The organism is Arthrobacter sp. UYP6 (assembly GCF_040547315.1).
Classification (GTDB): Bacteria; Actinomycetota; Actinomycetes; order Actinomycetales; family Micrococcaceae; genus Arthrobacter_B.
The window spans coordinates 1-22,135 of the sequence record NZ_JBEPPM010000004.1; the positions used below are offsets into that span (position 1 = coordinate 1).

General features: G+C 63.7%; 18 protein-coding genes. 8 read left to right on the forward strand and 10 right to left on the reverse strand.

Features of this window, described 5'->3' with window-relative positions:
• Positions 1-349: 349 nt before the first annotated feature.
• The 3 genes from ABIB35_RS04305 to ABIB35_RS04315 all read left to right on the forward strand — a co-directional run bounded on the left by ABIB35_RS04305 (position 350) and on the right by ABIB35_RS04315 (position 2,407).
• Positions 350-970: an L-threonylcarbamoyladenylate synthase gene (locus tag ABIB35_RS04305; protein ID WP_354179231.1), complete on the forward strand. Its 621-nt coding sequence runs from the start codon at positions 350-352 to the stop codon at positions 968-970.
• Between the two features lie 115 nt (positions 971-1,085).
• Positions 1,086-1,820 carry a DUF72 domain-containing protein gene (locus ABIB35_RS04310; protein WP_354179233.1) on the forward strand — a complete coding sequence of 245 codons (735 nt, stop codon included), beginning with the start codon at positions 1,086-1,088 and terminating at the stop codon, positions 1,818-1,820.
• Between the two features lie 314 nt (positions 1,821-2,134).
• Complete coding sequence (locus ABIB35_RS04315) at positions 2,135-2,407, forward strand: hypothetical protein (RefSeq protein ID WP_354179235.1); 273 nt, start codon at positions 2,135-2,137, stop codon at positions 2,405-2,407.
• A 59-nt stretch (positions 2,408-2,466) separates the two neighbouring features.
• Here the strand turns inward: ABIB35_RS04315 and ABIB35_RS04320 are convergent, their stop codons facing one another.
• Positions 2,467-3,045 carry a sugar O-acetyltransferase gene (locus ABIB35_RS04320; protein ID WP_354179237.1) on the reverse strand — a complete coding sequence of 193 codons (579 nt, stop codon included), beginning with the start codon at positions 3,043-3,045 and terminating at the stop codon, positions 2,467-2,469.
• Between the two features lie 251 nt (positions 3,046-3,296).
• Between ABIB35_RS04320 and ABIB35_RS04325 the strand changes: the two genes are divergently transcribed.
• Both ABIB35_RS04325 and ABIB35_RS04330 read left to right on the forward strand, forming a co-directional pair.
• Positions 3,297-5,666: an alkaline phosphatase gene (locus ABIB35_RS04325; RefSeq protein WP_354179238.1), complete on the forward strand. Its 2,370-nt coding sequence runs from the start codon at positions 3,297-3,299 to the stop codon at positions 5,664-5,666.
• Between the two features lie 31 nt (positions 5,667-5,697).
• Entirely contained in the window at positions 5,698-7,305 is a 1,608-nt protein-coding gene (locus ABIB35_RS04330) for a bifunctional aspartate transaminase/aspartate 4-decarboxylase (protein WP_354179240.1), read from the forward strand.
• Here the strand turns inward: ABIB35_RS04330 and ABIB35_RS04335 are convergent.
• From ABIB35_RS04335 to ABIB35_RS04365, 7 genes are read right to left on the reverse strand one after another with little or no spacing between them, the layout of a single operon-like run.
• Positions 7,302-7,991 carry a response regulator transcription factor gene (locus ABIB35_RS04335; RefSeq protein ID WP_354179242.1) on the reverse strand — a complete coding sequence of 230 codons (690 nt, stop codon included), beginning with the start codon at positions 7,989-7,991 and terminating at the stop codon, positions 7,302-7,304. The two genes, ABIB35_RS04330 and ABIB35_RS04335, sit on opposite strands and share 4 nt — an antisense overlap.
• Positions 7,988-10,564: a DUF4118 domain-containing protein gene (locus tag ABIB35_RS04340; RefSeq protein WP_354179244.1), complete on the reverse strand. Its 2,577-nt coding sequence runs from the start codon at positions 10,562-10,564 to the stop codon at positions 7,988-7,990. The genes ABIB35_RS04335 and ABIB35_RS04340 overlap by 4 nt, the downstream gene beginning before the upstream one ends.
• A 3-nt stretch (positions 10,565-10,567) precedes the next feature.
• Positions 10,568-11,176, reverse strand: coding sequence for a potassium-transporting ATPase subunit KdpC (gene kdpC, locus ABIB35_RS04345; RefSeq protein ID WP_354179246.1), 609 nt, complete (start codon positions 11,174-11,176; stop codon positions 10,568-10,570).
• Between the two features lie 58 nt (positions 11,177-11,234).
• Entirely contained in the window at positions 11,235-13,475 is a 2,241-nt protein-coding gene (gene kdpB / locus ABIB35_RS04350) for a potassium-transporting ATPase subunit KdpB (RefSeq protein WP_502915728.1), read from the reverse strand.
• 2 nt (positions 13,476-13,477) lie between these two features.
• A complete protein-coding gene (gene kdpA / locus ABIB35_RS04355; protein ID WP_354179249.1) occupies positions 13,478-15,139 on the reverse strand; it encodes a potassium-transporting ATPase subunit KdpA in 1,662 nt (553 codons plus the stop codon).
• Positions 15,139-15,228: a K(+)-transporting ATPase subunit F gene (gene kdpF, locus ABIB35_RS04360; RefSeq protein ID WP_354179251.1), complete on the reverse strand. Its 90-nt coding sequence runs from the start codon at positions 15,226-15,228 to the stop codon at positions 15,139-15,141. The genes kdpA and kdpF overlap by 1 nt, the downstream gene beginning before the upstream one ends.
• A complete protein-coding gene (locus ABIB35_RS04365) occupies positions 15,225-15,371 on the reverse strand; it encodes a hypothetical protein (protein WP_354179253.1) in 147 nt (48 codons plus the stop codon). Before ABIB35_RS04365 ends, kdpF begins: the two co-directional genes overlap by 4 nt.
• 295 nt (positions 15,372-15,666) lie before the next feature.
• Between ABIB35_RS04365 and ABIB35_RS04370 the strand changes: the two genes are divergently transcribed.
• The 3 genes from ABIB35_RS04370 (at position 15,667) to ABIB35_RS04380 (ending at position 18,709) form a co-directional block, all read left to right on the forward strand.
• A complete protein-coding gene (locus ABIB35_RS04370; protein ID WP_354179549.1) occupies positions 15,667-16,638 on the forward strand; it encodes a lantibiotic dehydratase C-terminal domain-containing protein in 972 nt (323 codons plus the stop codon).
• Positions 16,639-16,664: 26 nt separating this feature from the next.
• Positions 16,665-17,180 (forward strand): DinB family protein, encoded by a 516-nt coding sequence (locus tag ABIB35_RS04375; RefSeq protein WP_354179255.1) that lies wholly within the window; start codon positions 16,665-16,667, stop codon positions 17,178-17,180.
• Positions 17,181-17,413: 233 nt separating this feature from the next.
• Positions 17,414-18,709 carry a hypothetical protein gene (locus tag ABIB35_RS04380; RefSeq protein WP_354179256.1) on the forward strand — a complete coding sequence of 432 codons (1,296 nt, stop codon included), beginning with the start codon at positions 17,414-17,416 and terminating at the stop codon, positions 18,707-18,709.
• Positions 18,710-18,787: 78 nt separating this feature from the next.
• Here ABIB35_RS04380 and ABIB35_RS04385 read toward each other — a convergent pair whose 3' ends face one another.
• Both ABIB35_RS04385 and ABIB35_RS04390 read right to left on the reverse strand, forming a co-directional pair.
• Positions 18,788-20,167, reverse strand: coding sequence for an alpha-amylase family protein (locus ABIB35_RS04385; protein WP_354179257.1), 1,380 nt, complete (start codon positions 20,165-20,167; stop codon positions 18,788-18,790).
• A 185-nt stretch (positions 20,168-20,352) separates the two neighbouring features.
• Complete coding sequence (locus ABIB35_RS04390; RefSeq protein WP_354179259.1) at positions 20,353-21,990, reverse strand: ribonuclease J; 1,638 nt, start codon at positions 21,988-21,990, stop codon at positions 20,353-20,355.
• Positions 21,991-22,135: the final 145 nt, after the last annotated feature.

The following is a 22,135-nucleotide window of genomic DNA, read 5'->3' on the forward strand; positions in this document are numbered from 1 at the left end:
CATCACATGTTCAAGACGCGGGGGTTTTGGAAAGCACGGCAGAGCAGGCCCGGGGTGATTGAGTGGACCTCGCCGGGCGGGAGGATCTACCGTACTGAACCCCACCTCAGCCTTGCTCCGGGCCAGGCACCGCGAAACCGGGAGTCCGGAGAAGTGCCTGCCGCAGGCACCCGGGACTCAGACCCTGACGATTACGGCGATGATCCACCGCCCTTCTAATCGAACCGGCAATTCGTTGCCCCTCTCACAGCCCTCGCCTCCCGGTGCTGGACCCACCAAAGCCATTGCTGCGGCCATCGCTCCCTAAAGCGGGCTGAAACCTTCAACTAGCCAGCGGTAAACTCATGACATGGCACGATATTTTGACATTCATCCTGAAAACCCGCAGCAACGCACCATTGGGCAGGTCGCCGCGATCCTGCGATCCGGCGGGCTGATCGCCTACCCTACAGATTCCTGCTATGCGCTGGGTGCCCAGATGAGCAACAAGGATGCCTTGGACCGGATCCGCTCCATCCGCCAGCTGAATGACAAGCACCACTTCACGCTGATGTGCCGGGATTTCGCGCAGCTAGGACAGTTCGTGAAAATGGACAACGATGTTTTTCGCAGCATCAAGGCGGTCACCCCGGGTAGCTACACCTTCATCCTTCCCGCGGTGAAGGAGGTACCGCGCTGGCTGTCACAGCCCAAGAAGAAGACTGTTGGCGTGCGCATTCCTGACAACAAGGTGGTCCAGGCACTGTTGGAAGAACTGGGTGAACCATTGATCTCCAGTACTCTGCTGCTGCCCGGCGAGGAGGATCCCCTGACCGAAGGGTGGGAAATTAAGGAGCGGCTGGACCACCAGGTGGAAGCTGTCCTGGATGCAGGATTCTGTCCGCCGGACCTCACCACCGTCGTCGACTTCTCCAGTGGTGAACCCGAAGTGGTCCGCCGTGGCACCGGAGACCCGGCCAGATTCGAATAAGCCCAGATTCGAATAAGCCCACGTTCAAGTAAGCCGCCCACTTCGTTAGCTGCCGCAGGCTAAGCTGCTGTCTGTCGGCGCCTATCTCCCTAGCTTCCCGTGGCAGGCTAGGGACATGGCACCACACATCGGGACATCCGGCTGGAGCTACAACCACTGGCGCAACGTGCTGTATCCGCCGGGATTGCAGAGCCGGCTCTGGCTGGAAACGTATGCGGCTGAATTCGACACCGTGGAATACAACGGCAGTTTCTACCGGTGGCCGCGCGAACAGTCTTTCGCCGCGTACCGGGAGAGGCTGCCCGAGGGGTTCAGATTTTCGGTGAAGGCCCCGCGGGGTCTAACGCATGGGCGCAAACTGCGCGAGCCCGAAGAGTGGATCGCCAGGATCGCTCGGTGCTGGTATGAGCTGGCCGATAAGGCCGGTGTGCTGATCGTCCAGCTTCCGCCGGATTTCGAGCGCGACGACGTCCGGCTGGACTCTTTCCTTTCCGCACTGCCAGAAGGGATGAGAACAGCCGTTGAGTTCCGGCATCCCAGCTGGGAAACGGAGGAGGTTTACCTCCTTCTGGAACGGCACGACGCAGCCTACACAGTTATGAGCGGAGCGCATCTGCCCTGTAACCTGCGGGTCACGGCGCCATTCGTCTATCTCCGAATGCACGGGCCTGATCATGAGCATCTCTACGCCGGTTCCTACCGGGATACGGACCTGTGGTGGTGGGCAGAGCGGATCCGCGAATGGCAGTTACTGGGCAAGGATGTGTACGTGTATTTCAACAACGACGGCGATGGTCACGCCGTCCGCAACGCGCGTACGCTGCGCTCCCTGATGCCCTCCGGCAGCTGAACCGGAAGGGGCTACTACGGGCGCAGTCATGGGCGGCTTATTTGTGCCTGGCTAGGCGCAGCCTCCCCCGCAGCAGCACCCTGCCGAAAGCGTCGGCACGGGACAAAAAGAAATCTCCCTGAAGTCTTTGGCTGCGGTGCCAACTCCGGGTACCCTCAAAAGCGAAGAGTAACCGTTGAGAACACTGCGGACCGCAACTCTCCCTGTCCAGGCCTAACGGCCTGACGCTGCCCCGGCAGCCCGGAAGTAAACTCCGGATTCCTCTTCTTCGACGTCTGCCGTGATACCCGGCGCGTCCAACCTTGATTGGTGCCATGACTTTCTCCAGCAGAATCACCCCGCAGGATCCGTTTCCCGAGCACCTTGAAATCCTGACCACGGATGCTTTGGAAATACTCAACAGCAAAATTCACCGGCAGGCGGAGCTCGAGTACCGGCAGGACGGAGAGTCCGAACTGGAAACCCGGTTCCGTCTCGAATTCCTAGCAGAAGAACTTGACCGCCGAGAGAACGTGCCGGCTGCCGCACACGTCGCCGCACAGCAGGCAGCACAAGCTCCGGTACCGGCACATCTGACGCACGCGTAGGGAATCTATGCGCGGGTAGGACCCAGCAGCCCGCTGACCACCGACCCGGCCGGTTCCGGTTACAACTGTTTCACCACGCGCGCCGGGTTGCCCACCACTACAACATTGGCTGGCACGTCCTTTGTGACCACTGCTCCCGCGCCGATCACGGAATTCTCCCCTACTGTGACGCCTGGAAGGATTATGGCGCCGCCGCCGATCCATACGTTGTTTCCAACGGTGATGGGTTTGGCGGCTTCCAGCTTGTCCCGCCGGGGCTCGGGCTCTACCGGGTGCGTGGGCGTCAGTAACTGGACGTTCGGCCCGATCTGGACGTCATCACCGATTGTGATCGGGGCAACATCCAGCGCCGTGAAGCTGTAATTGATGAAGGTACGCTCACCGATCATCAGGTATTTGCCGTAGTCCACGTAGAGGGGCGGCCTGATCTCGGTGCCCGCCCCCAAACCGCCCAGCAGCTCGCCGAGAATATCGGCCGCCCCAGCCCTGTCCTGCGCCCAGATGCGGTTGTAGCGGTCGGCAAGTTCCAGCGCCCGTGCGCTGTCTGCTGCCAGCTCAGGGTCATCGGCAATATAGAGGTCGCCTGCCAGCATCCGTTCGCGCATCGAGCGGTCGTCTCCGGCAAAGTAGTCGCTCATTGCGGTCCTTCCTCGTAGGCATGCAGCATTCCGCTACACGGTCCAACCGTACAAGAGCTGCCTCCCGCGAGGGCGGCCCAGGCCACAGCGACGGCGGCCGGGCAGGCGTTCTCGGCATTGGGCTTGTCAATCTGCACGCTTTCCCTTGACACTTCCCTGCCACATACAGACTGTTGACGCCACAGGGCACCGGGGACGCCCAAACAGTCAGGACATTGCTGACCGCCATCGCATTCTGGGAGGACGTCGCTGTGAAGTACACAAACACGGGAAAAATTTCGTTGAGAGCGGTGACGACGGCGGCGCTGGCAGCCGTCGTTTTGTCCGGAACGGCTCCGTTAACGGGGCTCCAGCTGCCGGGTGAGGTCCCGGGAACGAGCGCTGTATCCGGCAGCGGACATGGAGGCGGCGGCCACGGCGGAAGCGGCAACGGGCACGGGCACGGGCACGGGCACGGGCACGGAGGAGCCGAGGACTTCCCCTCGGCCCAGAATGTCATCCTGATGGTGGGCGACGGGATGGGGCCTGGGCAGCGCGAAGCCATCCGGCTTTCTCTGGTGGGCCTGACCGGAGAACTTGAGATGGATTCCATGCCGTCCGTCGGCCGGGTGCACACGAACTCCGCGGACCCGGAAACCTTCGTCACGGATTCAGCGGCGGCCGCCACCGCCATGTCCACGGGCGTGAAGACCTATAACGGGGCCATCGGCGTCGACCTCGATCAGGAGCCCGCCACCACGGCCCTTGAGGTGGCCGAACAACTGGGCAAATCAACGGGGCTTGTCACCACCAGCAACGTCACCGACGCGACGCCGGCTGCGTTTGGCTCCCATGTGCTGGACCGGGATGAACAAAGCTCCATTGCGCGGCAGTTCCTGGAGAGCAGCCGGCCGGAGGTGATCCTGGGCGGCGGCGAAGACTACTGGTATCCCGCTGGTGATCCCGGCCGGCACCCGGACAACCCTGCGGAGGACCCCTCCGAGGAAAGCGCCGGAGCGGAGGGAAACCTGGTGGAGCAGGCGCAGTCGCTGGGCTACGAATATGTCTGGGATCTGGCCGGTTTACAGGCAGCGGAATCCACCATGCTGCTGGGCCTGTTCGCCAATGAGGAGATGTTTCAGTACGGCGACGACGTTGAACCCCGGTACCAGCCCAGCGTTCCCCTGACGGACATGACTGCCAAGGCCCTGGAAGTTCTTGCCCCCGCAGACAAGGGATTCTTCCTCATGGTCGAAGAAGAAGGCATCGACGCTTTCAGCCACATCAATAACGCCGACCTCACCATCGAATCCGGCATCGAGTTTGACCGTTCGGTGGCCCTCGCCAAAGACTTCGCGGAGCAGGACGGCGACACGCTTCTGATCGTGGTCGGTGATCATCAGACCGGCGGAATGACCAGCGAGGCCGTGGATGTCCCGGAGCCCGGTGTGGAGCCCGACGAGTCCGGAGACGGTCCCTCCGCTGAGGACGGCCCACTGCCCGTTGCTAACGCGGAACAGCAGTTCATGGTGGATTGGAGCACCGGCGGTCACACGGCCCTGGATGTTCCGCTCACCGCTATGGGGCCGGGGTCCGAGCTGCTGACCGGAGTCTATGAGAACACGCACATCTTTGACATCATGGTCCAGATGATGCGTGCAGGGGATGAACCCGGAGATGACGACGGCGGTCACGGTGGCGACGGGCCTGGCTGGCACAACGGCAAGACCCGCTTTGACCTCCAGGCACACCGCGGCGGCCGCGGCGAATACACCGAGGAATCTCTGACCGGCTTTGCACATGCCCTGGAGCTGGGTGTCAGCACGCTGGAACTGGACCTCCATCTGAGTAAAGACGGCAAGGTGGTGGTCTGGCACGATGACACCATTGTGGCCGAGAAATGCCGGGACACGGCGCCGGCGCAGGAGGGCGATCCACAGTTCCCGTATGTGGGCGCCCGGGTGGCGGACCTGACTCTGGCGCAGCTGAAGACCCTGGACTGCGGTTTCCAGCAGCTCCCGGGCTATCCCGAGCAGGAAGCGGTCCAGGGCAACCGGATTGCCGAGCTCCGTGATGTCTTCGCTTTGGCTGACTCCTACAACGCCAGGAAGATCCGGTTCAATATTGAAACGAAAGTTGAAGACGACCAGGCAGGCGGACCGGGTATGGCAGCTCTGACCCGGGCTGTGGTGGCCGAGGTGAAGGCCTCCGGCCGGGAACGGCACTCCACCATCCAGTCCTTTGATTGGTCCTCCCTGAATCTGGTGAAGCAGATTGCACCGGAACTCACCCTGGTGGCCCTGGCAGGAGACAACACCGAACTCGGGGTGGGCCAACCCGGAGCTGCGCCCCAGCTGGGCGGCATCGACATTGACGACTACGACGGTTCGGTTGCCCGGGCCGCCGCTGACGTCGGCTATGACGTGCTCTCCCCCATCTACAGCACGGTCACCGCGGAGATGATCCGGGATGCTCATGATTCCGGGCTCAAGGTCATCCCCTGGACCGTGAACACTGCACAGGAGATGAATGCCCTGATTGATGTAGGCGTAGACGGCATCATTACCGACTACCCCACCCTGCTGCGGTCGGTCATGGAAGAGCAAGGCATGAAACTGCCTCGGGCCTACAGCCTCTCTTGACCCGTACCGCTCAGCGAACACCAGGAGCACGATGGACAGGAACCCAGCCAATGAGGATCTGGCCGCGCTGGCAGCCCTGAGCCCGTTCGAGCTCAAGGACCGGCTGATGGCCGAAGCGTCTTCGGACACCGAACGGCTGATGTTGAACGCGGGCCGGGGCAACCCCAATTTCCTGGCCACCCTGCCGCGCCGGGCTTTCCTGGCGCTCGGAGAGTTTGCCGTATCCGAGTCCGAACGTTCCTATTCGTATCTGGACAGCGGATTCGGCGGGTTGCCGGAGCAGGAAGGGATGCTGGGGAGGTTCAACGCATTTGTGGTGCGTGATCCGCAGCGTGAGGGGCTGCAGTTCCTGCGCTCGGCGGTGAGCTATGTGTACGACCGGCTGGGCCTGGACCGGGAAGTGTTCCTTGCGGAAATGGTCACTGCATTTCTGGGCTGCATCTATCCGACGCCGCCGCGGGTGCTGCCCCAGACGCAGGAGGTGCTGCGCGCCTATTTGGGACAGGAACTGTTCCCAGGCGGTGTTCCGGCGGGGGGCTTTGACGTCTTTCCCACCGAAGGCGGAACAGCGGCCATGACCTATATCTTCTCTTCACTCGCCGTCAACGGACTCCTGGTGCTCGGCGACAGGATCGCCCTGGCCACCCCCATTTTTTCGCCGTATCTGGAAATCCCGCTGCTGCCTGACTACGGACTGGACGTGGTGCAGCTGGTCATGGACGAGTCAGCGGACTGGCAGCTGCCGGAAGCTGAGCTGGAGAAACTGCTGGATCCGGCCGTCAAGGTGTTCTGCCTGGTCAATCCCAGCAATCCTCCCTCCTCCAAGCAGCCGCAGTCAGTCCTGGACTGGCTCGCGCGGCTGGTGGCGAAGGAGCGCCCGGACCTGATCATCATTACCGATGACGTCTATGCCACATTCGCCGATAACTTTGTCTCCGTCTTTGCCGCCTGCCCGCGGAACACGCTCTGCGTGTATTCCTTCTCCAAGTACTTTGGGGCCACGGGTTGGCGGCTGGGCACCATCGCCCTGCACCAGGAGAACGTCATCGATGAGCTGCTGTGTGCCCTGCCGGTCAACGAAGAGCAGCGGTTGAATGCCCGGTACTCATCACTGACCACGGACGTCCGCGGATTGACGTTCATCGACCGGCTCGTGGCCGACAGCAGATCAGTGGCCCTGAACCACACGGCCGGGCTTTCCGGTCCGCAGCAGCTGCACATGGTCCTCTTTGCTCTGCACGGACTCATGGATCGGCTGGACCGCTACCAGGACGCCGCAAAATCCCTCATCCGCGGACGCTACGCCACACTGTTCCGGAGCATGGGAGTGGTTCCCACTCCGGCCCCCGATGACGTGGAGTACTACAGCCTGATCGACCTGCAGAAACTGGGGTCGCGCCTCTACGGGGATGACTTTGCCTCCTGGCTGGTCTCCCGCGGGGAGCTCGGGCTTCGGTTCCTGCTGCGGCTGGCCGCGGAAACGGGCGTGGTACTGCTCTCGGGAAAGGGGTTCGACGCCGTCGTTCCCTCCGTCCGGGTGTCCCTGGCGAACCTCACCGATTTTGAATACCGTGCGATCGGCGCCGCTACGCGCCGCATCCTGGGGGACTATCACCGGATGTTCACGGAGGAGGGCTAGGTCGTAGAGGGGTAGGGAACAAAACGGCAGCCCAGTCCGTGTTCGGTCATCAGATGCACCGGAGCCGCCGGGTTGGCTTCCAATTTGCGCCGGAGCTGACCCATGTACAGGCGGAGATAGCCGGTGTCAGTGATTCCGGGGCCCCAGACGTCGGCCAGTAGGGCGGGTTGGCTGATCAGCCGGCCGGGGTGCTGCAGCAGGGCTTCGAGGAGACGCCACTCGGTGGGGGTCAGGCGGATGGCGGATCCGTCGGAAATCCGGGCCACTGCCTTGGCCGCCAGATCCACCCGGACGTCGCCGAACATCACTTCGGACTGCTCCGGGGCAGCGGGGGTACGGCGGGTCAGGGCTCGGATGCGGGCCATCAATTCCTCGGTGGAGAAGGGCTTGGTGACGTAGTCGTCGGCGCCCAGGTCAAGGGCGCGGACCTTGTCGGCGGAATCCGTCCGGCCCGAGATCACCAGGATCGGTGCCCGGCTCCATCCGCGTACCGCTTCAATGACTTCCATGCCGCTGAGGCGGGGCATCCCCAGGTCCAGGACTATCAGGTCCGGATGTGCCTCCACCGCTTTGCGGACAGCCGCTGCGCCGTCGGCCGCGGTAACCACTTCATATCCGTAGGCGGAGAGAGTAATGCGCAGGGCGCGCAGGATCTGCACGTCATCATCTGCCACCAGGATTTTCACGGCGTACCACCAGCAGCTCCGGCACCGGCGGTGCCGTCAGCAGATAACAGATCAGGGGCCGCCGCCGGTTCTGCCGCGGGAAGGGAGAGCACCATGGTCAGACCGCCTCCGGGGGTGTCCTCGGTTTCCAGGGTTCCCATCATTCCTTCCATAAAGCCCTTGGCCAGGGCCAGGCCCAGTCCAAGACCGGTCTGGTTGTCGGTATCCCCCAGCCGCTGAAAGGGTACAAAGACATCTTCCAGGCGCTCCGGAGAGATTCCCGGCCCACAGTCTATGACGCGGACCTCCACCCGGCCGGCAAATGCGCTTGCAGCCAGGACCACTTTGGCACCCGCCGGAGAGAACCGGACGGCGTTCGCCAGCAGATTGACCAGCACCCGCTGCAACAGCACCGCATCGGCCATCACCGAAGGCAGGCCCGGCGGGATCTCCAGCTCCACTTCGGCAGGACCAAGGTTGAGCTCTTCCAGCGCCGGCAACACCACATCCGCGGCGTCCAATGATCCCAGGCTGACGCCCAGCACCCCGGCCTGCAGACGGCTGACATCGAGCAGGGACGTCACCAGTTCCGAAAGGGTTGCCAGCGATTCCTCGGCGGTTGCCAGCAGTTCGGCACGGTCCACTTCGCTCCACTGCACATCGGGGGCACGCAGCCCGGTCACCGCAGCGGTGGCGGCCGTGAGCGGACGGCGAAGATCATGCCCGACGGCGGCGAGCAGCGCGGTCCGGACCTTGTCTGCGGCGGCCAGCGAGCCCAGCCCCTCGGCCGTCTCGGTGAGGTCACCGAAGTCCAGTGCGGCCTCGAGCTGGGCCGTGATCACCGCCAACAGCCGCCGGTCCGCAGCTTCCAGGTCCCGGCCGCTAAGTTCCAGCACAGCCCGCTCACCGACCGGCAGGAGCAGGGGCGCACCGGATACGGGGGCGCCGCCGGACGGCACGTGATCGGTGCCCGGCGCCGTCCCCGCAGCGGCGAGTTCCACGCCGTCGGCCACCAAACGCACCGACTTCAGGCTGAAGGCCTCCCGGGTGCGGCCCACCAGCGCAGCCAGGGCATCTTCCCCGCGCAGGACGTTTCCGGCCACGGAGGCCAGGAGCTCGGACTCCGCCGCCGAACGGCGGGCAGCCCTGAAGCGCCGGGCGGCACGGTCCACCACAAAGCTCACCAGCGTGGCGTTCACGAGGTAAAGGACCAGTGCCAGGATGTGCGTGGGAGTGGCCACGGAGACGGTGTATAGGGGCTGGATGAAGAAAAAGTCCAGCGTAATTCCGGAGAGCAGCGCGGCGAACAGCGCCGGCCAGATTCCGCCGGCCAGGGCCACAAGGATCACCAGAAGCTGATAACTGAGCACATCGCCGGTAATGGACGCCGGGGTGCTCATGGACACCAGTGCCCAGGTCAGGAGCGGACCACCGGCCAATGCCAGCGCCAGCCCCCACAGCCGGCGGCGCATCGTGAGGGCACCGCCAAGCCGTGGCAGCACCGGCAGTCCTCCGGCCGAGGCATGGTTGACGATGTGCACATCGATGTCTCCGGACTCACGCACTACTGTGGCGCCGATGCCAGGACCGGTCAGCAGCGCCTGGATCCGCGGCCGCCGGCTGACTCCAATGACCAGCTGGGTGGCGTTAACGCCGCGGGCAAAGTCCACCAGTGCGTGCGGAATATCGCTGCCTACCACTTGGTGGTAGGTGCCGCCCAGCTTTTCCACCAGCGTGCGCTGGGCTGCCAGTTCACCGGGATGGGCTTCGCGCAATCCGTCCGGGCTGCTCACATGCACCGCCAGGAGTTCGCCTCCCGCGGACCGGGCGGCGATGCGGGCACCCCGGCGCAGCAGGGTCTGTCCCTCCGGCCCCCCGGTCAAGGCAACAACCACCCGTTCCCTGGCCTCCCACTTGTTCCGGATGCCGTTTTCGGCCCGGTACCGGTTCAGGGCGCTGTCCACCTCATCCGCCAGCCACAGCAGCGCCAGTTCACGCAGCGCGGTGAGGTTGCCCAGGCGGAAATAGTTGGACAGCGCCGCATCCACCCGGCCGGAGGGATAGATGATGCCCTGGGAGAGCCGGCCGCGCAGCAGCTGCGGAGCAATATCCACCAATTCCACCTGGTCAGCCGCCCGCAGGACCGAATCCGGCACCGTCTCCCGCTGCACCGTGCCGGTGATCTGTTCGATGACGTCGTTCAGGGACTCGATGTGCTGGATGTTCACGGTGGACAGGACGTTGATACCCGCGTCCAGCAGGTCCCGGACGTCCTGCCATCGCTTGCCATGGGCCAGTCCCGGAGCGTTGGTATGGGCAAGCTCGTCCACTAGTGCGTAGTCCGGCCGGCGGGCAAGCACTCCGTCCAGGTCCAGTTCCGAAAGCAGCAGCCCGCGGTGGTTCACCTGCACCGGGGCCACCACTTCCAGGCCTTCGGCCATGGCAGCCGTGGCGGCGCGGCCGTGGGTTTCCACCACCGCCACCGCCACGTCTCTGCCCTCGCTGCGCAGCCGCCTGCCTTCTTCGAGCATGGTGTACGTCTTGCCGACTCCGGGCGCAGCGCCTAGGAATACCCGAAGTTGTCCTCGTGTCATGTTCTAAGTGTCCAACTCCGCAAGGGCGATGTTCAGCTTCAACACGTTGACCACCGGTTCTCCGAGCACGCCGGCGCCCCGTTCCTGGACCGCGGAGTCCACGAGTGCCCGCACATCGGCCGGATCCAGGCCGCGTTCCGCAGCCACCCGATTCACCTGGAGCAGGGCATAATCCGGGCTGATGTGCGGATCCAGGCCCGATGACGACGCCGTCAGCGCGTCCGCGGGCACCTGCTCCGGGGCCACCTCTTCCAGCTCGGCAACCGCGGCGCGCCGCTCATCGACGGCCGCAGCCAAATCAGGGTTAGTCGGACCAAGGTTGGAGCCGCTGGAGGCACCGCCGTCGTATCCGTCACCGGCGGCAGAGGGGCGGGATTGGAACCACTCAGGCAGGGCGGCGCCGTCCGCATCGGTAAACGACTGGCCGATCAGGGCGGACCCTGCGGGCTCCCCGTTCACGGACACGACCGAGCCGTTCGCCTGGGTGTTCGCCACCACTTGGCCAACACCGGTCACCGCCAGCGGATAAGCCAGTCCCAGAGCCAGAGTCAGGACCCCGACGGCCCTGACGGCCACACCCAGCTGGCGGGCCGATGTTCGTGCAGTACTCATGATGCTTCCTGTTCGTTGTGCTGGAGAATAAAGCTTCCGGCGGTGTTGGTATCCGTCATCAGAACCCCGGGATCAGGGCCACGGCCAGGTCAATGAGCTTGATGCCGATGAACGGCGCCACCACCCCGCCCACACCGAAGACCAGGAGGTTCCGGGTCAGCACCCCGGATGCACCGGCTGCCCGGTACTTCACGCCGCGCAGCGCCAGCGGAATCAGGGCAATGATCACCAGGGCGTTGAAGATGACCGCGGAGAGGATCGCCGACGCCGGAGAGTGCAGACCCATGACGTTCAGGACGGCCAGTCCCGGGAAAACTCCCATGAACATGGCGGGAATAATCGCGAAGTACTTGGCCACGTCATTGGCGATCGAGAACGTGGTCAGTGCCCCGCGGGTGATCAGCAACTGCTTGCCGATCCGGACAATGTCGATCAGCTTGGTGGGGTCCGAGTCCAGGTCCACCATGTTGCCGGCTTCCTTCGCTGCCGACGTTCCGGTGTTCATGGCCACGCCCACATCGGCCTGGGCCAGAGCGGGGGCATCGTTGGTGCCGTCCCCGGTCATTGCCACCAGCTGGCCGCTGGCCTGTTCCCTGCGGATCAGCGCCATCTTGTCCTCCGGAGTGGCTTCGGCCAAGAAGTCATCCACCCCGGCTTCCGCGGCAATCGCCTTGGCGGTGCGCGGATTGTCTCCCGTGATCATCACGGTCCGGATACCCATCCGCCGCAGCTCGGCGAAGCGGTCCTTCAGCCCGTCCTTGACCACGTCCTTCAGGTGCACAACGCCGAGAATCCGGGCGCTGCGCCCTGTTGGGCCGCCGTCGGCCTCCCGGATGGCCACCACCAGCGGCGTGCCGCCGCCGGCGGAGATCTTGTCCACCTGATAGGTCAGGTCGGCCAGTACATCGACGTCGATCCCGCCGGATTCCGACACCCAGTCCATGACGGCCGAACCGGCGCCCTTCCGGATCTGCGTTCCGGTGGTTCCGTCCGGACCGTTGGCATAGTCCAGCCCGCTCATCCGGGTCTGGGCGGTAAACGGAACGCTGACGGCGTCTATGTCCTTGACCGGTGTGACGCCCATGCCTGCGGCAAGGTCCACAATCGATTTGCCCTCGGGAGTGGGGTCCTCCGCAGAGGACAGTACTGCGGCGAGGATCAGCTTGTTGCGGTCCGCTCCTGCCACCGGGATGAACGCGGCAGCCTGCCGGTTGCCGTAGGTGATGGTGCCGGTCTTATCCAGCAGCAGGGTGGTGACGTCACCGGCGGCTTCAACGGCGCGGCCCGACATGGCCAGCACGTTGTGCTGGACCAGCCGGTCCATGCCGGCAATGCCGATGGCCGAGAGCAGCGCACCGATCGTCGTGGGGATGAGGCAGACCAGCAGTGCCACCAGCACCGGAATACTGACCGCTGCGCCGGCGTATCCGGCCAGCGGATTCAGCGTCACCACCACCACCAGGAAGATCAGGGACAGGGTGGCCAGCAGGATGTCCAGGGCGATCTCGTTCGGCGTTTTCTGCCGGGCTGCCCCTTCCACCAGACGGATCATCCGGTCCACGAACGTTTCTCCGGGCTTGCTGGTAATGCGCACTACAATGCGGTCCGAGAGCACCCGGGTTCCGCCGGTCACTGCAGATCGGTCCCCGCCGGATTCGCGGACCACGGGGGCGGATTCGCCGGTAATCGCCGATTCGTCCACGGAGGCAATGCCGTCGATGATGTCGCCGTCGCCGGGGATGATCCCGCCGGCGGTGACCACCACGACGTCGTCGAGCACCAAATCAGCGGACGCAACTTCTTCCACCGTGGCGCGGGACGCGGAGGGGTCGCCGGCTGCGTCGTAGCCGGTCACCCGCTGCGCCGGAGTGGTGGTCCGGGTTGCCCGCAGTGAGGCGGCCTGGGCCTTGCCGCGGCCTTCGGCAACGGATTCGGCCAGGTTGGCGAAGATGACAGTCAGCCAGAGCCACGCCGCAATCAGCCAGGTGAAAGCACCGGGCACGGTGCTGCCGCCGGAGGTGCCCGCGCCGCCGGTGATGGACTCCGCCACTGCAATGACGGTAATCAGCGCGGCGCCCACCTCCACAATGAACATGACCGGCGTGTGCCACATGATCCGCGGATCGAGTTTGCGCAGGGCTCCGGGGAAGGCTGCGGCCAGCTGGGCGGGAGAGAATCCGCCGCGGGCCGGTGCCTGGTCCTCCGGTGCGGGCTGCGGATTTCCGGCGGCGTCCACGGACTGTGATTGGTTTGGGGAATGCCGGGGATTTTTGTCGGTTTTGCTTGTCACTGTGGACATGGTCAGAGCAACCCTTCCGCCAGGGGACCCAGCGCGAGTACGGGAAAGAAGGTCAGGGCAGTCACAATGACGGTGACGCCGCACAGCATGAGCACTGCCTGGGGGCGGTGGGTGGGAAGTGTTCCCGCCGTCACCGGGACACGGTCCTGTGCAGCCAGCGAACCGGCCAGGGCCAGCACGAAAACTATGGGCAGGAACCGACCCAGCAGCATGGCCAGGCCCAGCGCGGTGTTCAGCCAGGGGGTGTTCGCCGTCAAGCCGGCAAACGCCGATCCGTTGTTGTTGGCGGCCGAGGTGAAGGCGTAGAGCACCTCGCTGAAACCGTGCAGCCCGGGGTTATAGATGGATGTGTCCTGCACGTCCTCGCGGATGCCCGGTAGGGCGAAGCTCAGCGCCGTACCGGCCAGGACGAGGGTGGGCATGGTCAGCAGATACAGGCTGGCCAGCTTGATCTCGCGGGGGCCGATCTTCTTGCCCAGGTATTCAGGTGTGCGCCCCACCAGGAGTCCTGCGATGAAGGAGGCGACCAGGGCGAGAATCAGCATGCCGTACAGGCCGGATCCTACGCCGCCGGGGGCCACTTCGCCGAGCATCATGTTCAGCATGGCCATCATTCCGCCGAGTGGGCTGAAGCTGTCATGCATGGAGTTCACGGCACCGGTGGAGGTGGCGGTGCTGGTGGTGCCGAACAGGGTGGATCCGGCTATGCCGAACCGCTGCTCCTTGCCTTCCATGGAGCCGGCCAGGGCCGATGAAGCAGAGAATTCAAGGGCTGTCATGGCCGCGAGGGAAACGGTGAAGATGGTGGCCATGGCCGCCAGGATCGCGTATCCCTGCTTCCGGTCTCCGATCATGGTTCCGAAGGTGCGCGGCAGACTGAACGGAATGACCAGCATCAGCACCACCTGCAGCAGGTTGGTCCAGGCGGACGGGTTCTCGAACGGGTGCGAGGAGTTCGCATTGAAGAATCCGCCGCCGTTGGTGCCCAGGAGCTTGATGGCTTCCTGGGAGGCTACCGGACCGCCCGGAATCGTAGAGGTGCCGCCGGCGAGGCCGGTTATCTGGGTGAAGCCGTTGAAGTTCTGGATGACGCCGCCCAGAAGCAGCAGCAGCGCACTCACAAAGGCGACGGGAAGAAGCAGCCGCACCACTGAACGCGTCATGTCCGCCCAGAAGTTCCCGATGGTTGCTTCCTTCCGGGAAGCGAAAGCCCGAACCAGGGCCACGGCTACGGCCAGGCCAACGGCTGCCGACAGGAAGTTCTGCACGGCCAGTCCTGCCATCTGGACTGCGTAGCCCACAGTCACTTCCGGTGAATAGGACTGCCAGTTGGTGTTAGCCACAAAGGATGCTGCGGTGTTGAACGCCAGGCCTTCGGGTACAGTCGGCAGGCCCAGTGATCCCGGCAGTAAGTGCTGCAGGCGCTGAAGCATGTAGACGAACAGCATGCCTACAGCGGAGAAGGCCAGCACGCTGCGGGCGTACGACTGCCAGGACTGCCGTGAATCGGGAGCCACGCCGACGAGCCGGTAGAACCCCCGCTCTACTGCCAGGTTCTTTGAAGAGGTATAAAACCGGGCCATGTAGTCGCCCAGCGGCCGGTGAAGCGCTGCCAACAGAAGCGCCACCAGCAGGAAAGAGGCCACGGCCGGCCAAACGCCCATCAGAACCGCTCCGGGCGGATTAGTGCGGCTACCAGATATACGGCTGCGGCAACTGCCAGTGCGAGTGCCAGGAAGTCGAAAAAGATCACAGCTTTTCCACCGCCCGGATGCCCACGGCCAGAGCGGCAAAGAAAGCCGCCGTGCCGAGCACAATAACTACGTCAAGCAAGGGAAACTCCCGGGGTTTGATCGCATGCCGCCGGACAGGCGGCATGGACGCAATGTGCGCCATTCCGATTAGAGCCCTTGTCAGAGCAGGTTTTCCGAATCCTCACGGTTTCCTCACGCCCCCTGGCCGGACCATAACGGAAACTCATCAAGACCAGGTTCACAGGAGGTTGCCGTCTGCAGTTGAGATGACCGTCCTTGACCACGAATTTCAGCGTTTTGCAAGCACTTTGTGCCTCACCCGATGAGTTTGGCGCTCACCCGGTCCGTGCCGGGAAAGCTATGACATGGTCTGGGCATACGTGGCATCTAAGGGGACTGCCATAACGTGTCAAAGGGGAATCTGAATGAGCCAGTTAATGCCTGCCAAACCCGCTGTAGAGCGACGCAAAATCAGCGGATCAGCCCATCCTCAGAAGACGAAAAGTCTCCTGTGGTGGGTGTTGACCATCCGGCCCCTGGAGAAGGACTGCAGTGACGCGATAGTGGGGAATATTATCACTCCTCTGACGGCTCAGGCCCGGTCCTGGGGGGTGGAGCGGAGCAGTTTTGGGAGGTTTTTGGATAAAGATAAACCGCACGTCGAGCTGCACCTTCTCACTACCGCTAATGCTGCTGATCGTCTGTGGCTCTTCGCCCACGCGTTGGTGGCACAACACGCTCCTCATCTGGGTGCCATGGACCTTGCGCACGTCAAGAGCGCGGCCTATCCGCCGCCTCACGGCGAAGTGGCTTCCCCGCAAATTGAAGCGGCGCTGTCGAAGTATGGCGGGGTTGAAGGCATTGCACTGACAGCGGAAATCGCCGAGGTGTCCTCGGACCTTGCAGCGTGGGCAATCGGCCGGTTCCCGACCACCAACCCCCGCTCGGCGCTTGCCGCCCTGCTGCTCTTCGACGCCTGCCACGCAATGATGCGCGGGCCGCGCTCCGCCTTATGGGCGGACCGCAGGTCCCTGAGCTGGGACTATTACTGGGACAGTCATCTGCGCAGCAGCACTGCGTCCTATGGGCCCCGGGCCGCACAGGTCCGCAGCACGCTGACAACGGCGTTGGCACCGCGGATTGTGCCTGCGCACCGCTCCATGGGAGCAGTTGCTTCGGAGCTCTCGGCCGAAAACTGGCGCAAGCGCTGGGTCCGGGCCATCGACACATATATGTATCGGGCGGACAAATCCCGGATTAGTCGCAGCGCCCAGCAGTTAACCATGTATCAGAGCCACCAGCTGCTCAACCGGTTGGGTATCCCCCTGCGCGATGAGGCCGCACTCGGCTTGTACGCCAGGGCGTGGAGCAAGGAGCGGGAAGAGGAACTGGTCCGCACGCGCCCCTGAGCATGGGAGCAGGATAGGGTACAGGCGTGAGTACAACATCAGACGCTGCGTCAACGGCTTTCGCGGCACCGTTGGCCGTCCAGTTTGAAGTGTTCGTTGATGAACACCGCAGTGCCCTGGACCAGTGCCTGGAGGGCATGACGGAGAGCGAAGTACGCCGTTCCCTGGTCCCCTCCACAACAACGCTGCTGGGACTGGTCAAACATGCAGCCTTTGTGGAACAGGTGTGGTTCAACGAGGCGATCACCGGCCGCTCCAGGGCGGACATTGGTTGCGCCGCCGGTCCGGAGGAGTCCTTCGTGCTCAGTCCCGAAGACACGATCGACTCCGTGCAGTTTTCCTATCGCCGGATCTGCGCTGAGTCCAGGGAAGCAACGGCCGGACTGGGGCCTGACCACGTGGTGTACGGCAACCGCAGGGGGCCGCTGCCCATGCGCTGGGTCTATCTCCACATGATCCGTGAACTGGCACAGCACTGCGGTCACGCAGATATTCTGCGTGAGCAACTCATCGCTCAGCGCAGCAGCGGCGGCGCCGCCTAACCCGCCTAACCCGCCGCCGCCCCGGCAACATGCCGATGTTATCCACAAGCGCACCCAAAAATGTCCGCGACAGGTAGGGTTCCAGCGTGAAGCAGAAGTGCATCATTTCAACCGGGGGAAACATACATGAAGAAGAAACTGTCAGCCGCTGCCGCCGGGGTTTTGCAGCCGTACTTAGCTTGGCTGGCTGCGGCGGTCCCCAGCTGGTCTATAACGGCCAAGAACTTTCCGAAGTGGGGGCGTCGTTGGAGGAAATCGACGCCGCGTGGAAGCAAGCCCTCACTAACGGTGTGAAAGCGAACGTCGCCGATGACTCTCGCTGTTACCTCCAGGTGAGTGGGGAGACCGTTGCTGAGACTGCAGTCTGCGGTCCGGTGCACTATCTCGGGGACGATGACACAACGTGGGACGGGGCACAGTGGGAGTCAGCCGCTGACGGCAAGGACAAATACACCCTTAAACACCTGAGCACCTTCACCCCCGGCCAGGAGCTGCAGGCGAACACTGAGCTGTACAGGCCGGACAATAAAGAGCCCCCGGTTGATCTGACCCTTAACGAGCCGGAGGCACCGGTAGCGGAGAAGGATCAGCCATTCTGGCTGCCCGTCGCGCAGGCGCCCGTTGGTCCGGGGTCAACGACCATGAGGCCCGGGGAACCCGCAATCCTGAAAAGCCCGGTGGGAACTGTGGGAGTTATCAGCGTGGAAATATCTGACCGAGTAGGGGGCGCCGGCAATCGGCAACAGGCCCCCGAGGATACCCAGTTCCTCACGATCAACTTCTCTGAGCTGACGGGCTTCAAGCCTTCTTCAGACGTGTCGGCCATGGCTGTAGTCGTTGAGGACAAGACGTACCCCATTGAAACAGCGGACGGTCAATCAATGGTCATTCCGGTGGCCGGGGATCTGGACACCGCGCTGCTCCGGCTGACCTATGACGGGCTGGACCAAGACCTGCCCCTGTCCGACCTTGCCCGCACGGATGATGCTGTGGCGGCGGGCCTGTACAGCGGCTTGGAGACTGAGCCGAAGGAGTCCGAGAGCCGCAGCGGTGAAATGGAGATGAACGCAGCTATGGCAGCTAACTCGTTCTCCGGGAGCCTCAGCTATAGCGTGAAAGCGGAACGTCTGGCCTACGACCAGGAACGAAAGTGGCCCGCGGCGGGTATGTCCTGGCTCAAAGTCACCCTTGATACGTACGCACGCGGACCGCGATGGGACGGAGAGAGCTACCGGATCGGCGTGTACGGCCTTACCAAGACAATCGAAGCGCCAACACTGCAGGTTGACGGTAAGAGCATCACCGGGGAAGTCGGTGACCTCAATGACGGCCTCTTCGGCGCAGGCCAGGAGATTTGGTATCAAGTGCCGGCAGCCTCTCCCCAGGCCACGTTCTCCGCTGACGTGAAGATGGCCGGAGCCCTCAAACCCGGTTCGAGCAATGCGAAAAACGCGCCGGCGTCCGTGGAACACATCTACCAAATCCGGGACGTAAACCTCGAGTTCGCGCCCCTGCCTGGAAACGGATAGGGACGTGGTCCCTCGAGGGGGTGGAGATCAGTCTCCACCCCCTCGAGTTCACCACAGCCGAGGAACCGCACAACCCGGTTAGGAACCCGAGGTCCTTCTGCCGGCCAGCACAACCCAACCTCCGGCTTGAAGTGTCAGAAGCCCGGGTTGAAGGTCCGGTCCGCCGTCGCCGGCCAGCACCTCGCTGGCCGCCTCCGGTACCCTGAGCGTGGCCGCCGCATCAGCAGTATTGAGGGCCGCGAAAAGGGAATTGCCGGCGTCGTACACCTCGTAGACGAGCTGTAAATTGCTGAGCGAATGCACGCGGGTCCGGGCCGCGTGCACCCAGGCATGGCGCCGACGCAGCCCAATGAGCTCGGCATGCAGGTGGTAGAGGGGCCAGCCAACCTCCGAAAGCTGAGCGGGGCTGTCCGGGAAAACCGGGCGGATGTCGTCATCTCCCCCGGCGCGGTCCTCCTTAATGCCCCGGTAGCCCTGCTCATCCCCGTAGTACACCGTGGGGGTTCCCGGCAGGGTGAACAGGAGCACCAGCGCGTGTACCAGCCGGAAGGCGTTTTGCCCCGGGGCCGGTTCCAGCAGGCTCGCGATCCTGGTGACATCGTGGTTGCCCACGAAAGTCAGCGGCACAAAAGTGTCCAGGAAGGTGTTGTGGCGCTGCAGGGCCCACTCCAGCTCGTAGAAGTTGCCTTCGGAAAGCGAGCTCCAAATCGCTTTCCAGAGTTCGTATTGAGTGACCGAGTCCAGCCGGCCGTCGCGGACCTCGGCCGGATAGTCGCCGTGGATGTACTCGCCCACAAAGTAGGCATTCGGGAACTCCGCGCGGACAGTGCTCAGGACTCGGGCCCAGAACGACGACGGCACCGCGTAAGCGGCATCCAACCGCCAGCCGTCGACCCCGCGGCGCAGCCAGTGCTTCATGACATCGGCCACAAAATCGGCCACGGCCGGCTCGTCATGGTTCAGGGCCACCAGCTGGTGATGCCCCTCAAAGTCCTGATACTCGGGTTCGGTCCCCGGCGCCCACCCCTCCGGCCAGGTGAAACGGAACCAGTCCGCGGCGGGTGCCGTGGGGCCCTGTTCCAGTGCTTCACGGAAGGGAGCGAAGGACCGGCCGGTGTGATTGAAGACCCCGTCCAGGAGGACCCTGATTCCGCGGGAACGCGCCTCGCGGATCAAATCGTCAAAGTCACCGTCATCACCGAGGCGCGGATCAATCCGGAAGTAGTCGGTGGTGTCGTAGCCATGGGTTTCGGAGGCGAACACCGGCCCCAGGGCAATCCCGGAGACGCCCAGTTCCACCGCGTAATCGAGCCAGGCAATCAGGTGCGGCAGCCGGTGCATCGCAGGTTGAGGCTCCGCTGATGCACCGGCTGCGGGCGCCGTCTTTTCAGCACCGGTAAACCCCAGGGGATAAACCTGCCACCACACTGCATGCTGCACCCAATCCGGTGTTGCCATAACGCGTTGCCCTTCCGTCAGCAGTGACTTCCCTGGAACCAGTGTGTCATCAGCAGCCTTATCAACGGGCATCCCGGGGATCAGGGCGACCGGGGCGGGCACACAAAAGGAGGGGCCGGCGTCGTACTTCCGACACCGGCCCCTCCCCCGCCGCACGGAACTATTGTTCCGAAACAGCTGCCGCTTTAGGCATCCACAACAATGGCCGTGATGGCCGGTGTGCGGTTGTAGAAGCGGCGCATCCAGTTTGCGGTGGAGCGCTCAATGATGACCTCGGGGTCTTCATTGCGTGCACCGCGGCCGCGGCCGGTGGCGGCATCGTTGATGGCCTTCTCTACTGCGGCTTCTGCCTTCTTGACGTCGCCCGGGCTGCAGGCGAAGCCCTTAATGAAGAACTCAGGCGGCTCGGCAACCGTGCCGGTGTCCGGATCGATGAGTGCCAGGACAGTCACGGAACCCTGCTCGGAGAGCTGCATGCGCTCCTTGAGATCGTCTTCGGTGGTGTGGCCCACGGTGTCGCCGTCCACGAAGACCAGGCCCACGGGAATCTTGCCGGAGATGGAGGCGCGGCCGCGGCGGAGGTCAACGGTCACGCCGTCTTCGGCAATGACCACGTCACGCGGGTCCATGCCGGTGGCGACGGCGATGGCCGCGTTGGCCTTGAGGTGGCGCCATTCCCCGTGCACCGGCATAACGTTGCGCGGCTTGACGATGTTGTAGCAGTACGCCAGTTCACCGGCGCTGGCGTGGCCCGAGACGTGGACCTTCGCGTTGCCCTTGTGCACTACGTTGGCGCCGAGCTGAGTCAGGGAGTTGATGACGCCGTAAATGGCGTTCTCGTTGCCCGGAATCAGCGAGCTGGCCAGCAGCACAGTGTCGCCTTCGTGGATGCGGATCGCGTGGTCCTTGTTGGCCATGCGGGACAGCGCGGCCAGCGGCTCGCCCTGTGAACCGGTGCAGATCAGGACAACCTTGTGGTCATCGGAACGCTGCAGCGCCTTGAAGTCCACCAGGAGGCCCTTGGGGATGTTCAGGTAGCCCAGTTCCTCGGCGATGGTCATGTTCCGAACCATGGAACGGCCCACAAACGCAACCTTGCGCTTGTAACGGTCGGCAGCGTCAATGACCTGCTGGATGCGGTGGATGTGGCTGGCGAAGCTGGACACGATGATCCGGCGCGGCGCGGTGCGGAACACCGTGTCGATGGCGGGAGCCAGTTCCTTTTCCGAGGCCATGAAGCCGGGAACATCGGCGTTGGTGGAGTCGGTGAGGAAAAGGTCCACGCCTTCCACGCCGAGGCGGGCGAAACCGGTCAGATCGGTGATGCGGCGGTCCAGCGGGAACTGGTCCATCTTGAAGTCACCGGTGTGCAGGACCATGCCGGCCGGAGTACGGATGGCAACGGCCAGGCTGTCCGGGATGGAGTGGTTGACGGCCAGGAATTCCAGGTCGAAGCCGCCCATGGTGCGGCGGTCGCCTTCCTTGACCTGAACCAGCTTCGGGGTGATGCGGTGTTCCTTGAGCTTGGCTTCAACAAAAGCCAGGGTCAGCTTGGAGCCGAGCAGGGGAATATCCGCACGCTCGCGCAGCAGGTAGGGAATGCCGCCAATGTGGTCTTCATGGCCGTGGGTCAGGACAACGCCCACGATGTCATCCAGGCGATCCCGGATGTAGGAGAAGTCGGGCAGGATCAGGTTGACGCCGGGGTGGATTTCCTCGGGGAAAAGCACGCCACAGTCAACGATCAGCAGCTTGCCTTCGTATTCGAAGACAGTCATGTTTCTGCCGATTTCGCCGATGCCGCCCAGCGCAACAATGCGCATGGTTCCTTTAGCGAGTTCCCGGGGGGCTTTCAATGCGGCAGTTGTTCTATTCACGGATGGTATTTCTTTCGTCGGGTACGGGTATTACTGGGGTGATGCAACACCGTGCTGCGTCACCAAAAGGTCAAGGGTCCGTTCCGGGGCC